Consider the following 1,934-nt stretch of genomic DNA (forward strand, 5'->3'; position numbering starts at 1 on the left):
CGGCAGGCGACCGACGAGCTCGACGGCACCCTGCTCCCGCCGCCCCCCGCCGGCGGCCCGTCGTCCTGGGAGCGCCTCGCCGACCGGCTGCTCGACGAGCGGCGGCGCGAGCGCGTCCCGGTGCGCGAGGTGCCGCTGCCGGCGCACCTGTCCGCCTCGGCCCTCGTGCGGCTGCGCGCGGACCGTGACGAGTTCGCGCTGGGGCTGCGCCGCCCCGTGCCGGTCGAGCCGTCGGGGCACGCTCGGCTCGGGACCCGGTTCCACGCCTGGGTCGAGGGCTGGTTCGGCGCGGCCGCGCTCGTGGACGTCGACGCGCTGCCCGGCGCGGACGACGACGGCATCGAGACCGACGAGGACGAGGCGGAGCTGCGCCAGGCGTTCCTCGCGACCCCCTGGGCGGACCGCCGGCCCGTCGCCGTGGAGGTCGACGTGGAGACGTCGGTGGACGGCTACGTCCTGCGCTCCCGGATCGACGCCGTGTTCCCCGACGAGGACGCCCCGGACCCGGCGCCCGGCGCCGTGGTCGTCGTCGACTGGAAGACGGGCGCGGAGCCGTCCGACCCCGAGGCGGTCGCGGCGCGCGAGGTGCAGCTCGCCGTGTACCGCCTGGCGTGGTCCCGGTGGGCGGGCGTGCCGATCGAGCGGGTGCGCGCCGCGTTCTGCTACGTCCGCACCGGGCGCACCGTGTACCCCGCGTCGCTGCCCGGCGAGGACGAGATCGTGGCGCTGCTGCGCTCCGCGGAGGGTCGCTGACCCGGCGGGGACTCGTCGAGGCGGCGGCCTCAGGCCATCGCGGCGGCGGGCTGCTCGGCGAGCAGCGTGTGCTCCTCGAGGTCCGCGAGCATCTCCACCGCGTCGTCGACGACCTCCGCGTTGCCGGACCGGACGCCGTAGAGCAGCCAGCGCACCAGTGCCAGCTCGCCGGCGAGCATCGCGCGGTCGACGAGGTGCGGGTCCGTCAGCTCGGTGCGGCGCAGCTGGTACGCCTCGAGGATCGCGTCGGTCGCGTCGGCGGGTGCCGCGACGAGCAGCCACGACAGGTCGTCGGCGGGGTCGGCGACGCTGGCGTCGCCCCAGTGCAGGATGCCGCTGACCGCCTGGCCCGCGACGAGCAGCCGCTCGTTCGTGAGGTCGCCGTGCACGACGGTCGGCCGGAACCGCCACATCGCGACGTCCTCGAGCTTCTCCTCCCAGCGGCGCAGCAGCGCCACGGGCACCTTGCCGGTGCGGGCGGCCTCGTCCACCTCGGCCTGGCGCCGCGCGCGGTAGGCCTCGGCGTCGTAGACCGGCAGCCCCGCGTCCTCGACGACCGACGTCGGCAGCTCGTGGATCGCGGCGATCGCCCGCCCGACCGCGGCGGCGAGCCCGGGCCCGGGACCGAGCAGGTCGATGAGCAGGGGACGCCCGGGGATCTCCGGGTGCACCGCGGCGCGGCCGCCCTCGGGCAGGTGGGCGAACCCGGCCGGGCGCGGCACCGCGAACGGCAGGTCGCCGGCGTCCACGTGCGAGCTCAGGCCTTCGAGCAGCGCAACCTCGGCCTCGAGCGCCGCGCCGGCGGTCGCGTGGACGGGCGCGCGCACGACCCAGCGGTCGCGGTTGGCGTCGATGACCACCGCGATGTCGAAGTCGGTGCCGGGGTGGTCCGGCCGCCGCACGTCGTACGCGTCGAGCCCGGGGACGGCGACCGTCGCGAGCGCCGCGAGCGCGAGAGGGGAACGTGCCACGGCTCCCAGGGTAGGTGGCCCCGAGGCGTGGACCGAACCTCGCGCCCCGGCGTGTCGGTCCGATTCGTCCGGTTGTCGTCCGCGGGTCCGGCGGCGGTGGCGGCCGGGCCGGGCCGCGGCGCGCCGCGTACGGTGACGAGGTGAGCGACCTGGTGACGGACCCCGCGGGACCCGCGCGCGGACCCGCCCCCGCCGTGGCGGGCGGCGCGT

The 1,934-nt window shown here is 77.7% G+C and carries 2 protein-coding genes; one reads left to right on the forward strand and one right to left on the reverse strand.

Annotated features, from left to right (window positions below):
* Window positions 1-753 (forward strand): PD-(D/E)XK nuclease family protein (locus HGCM_RS08800; protein WP_026075357.1); only part of this gene is annotated, 753 nt, incomplete at its 5' end.
* A gap of 29 nt (window positions 754-782) precedes the next feature.
* On the opposite strand, the gene HGCM_RS08805 is transcribed toward HGCM_RS08800, so the two are convergent.
* Window positions 783-1,724, reverse strand: a complete 942-nt coding sequence (locus tag HGCM_RS08805) for a phosphotransferase (RefSeq protein WP_019136479.1) — start codon at window positions 1,722-1,724, stop codon at window positions 783-785.
* Window positions 1,725-1,934 lie beyond the last annotated feature (210 nt).

This window comes from Cellulomonas massiliensis JC225, from assembly GCF_000312005.1.
Lineage (GTDB): Bacteria > Actinomycetota > Actinomycetes > Actinomycetales > Cellulomonadaceae > Cellulomonas > Cellulomonas massiliensis.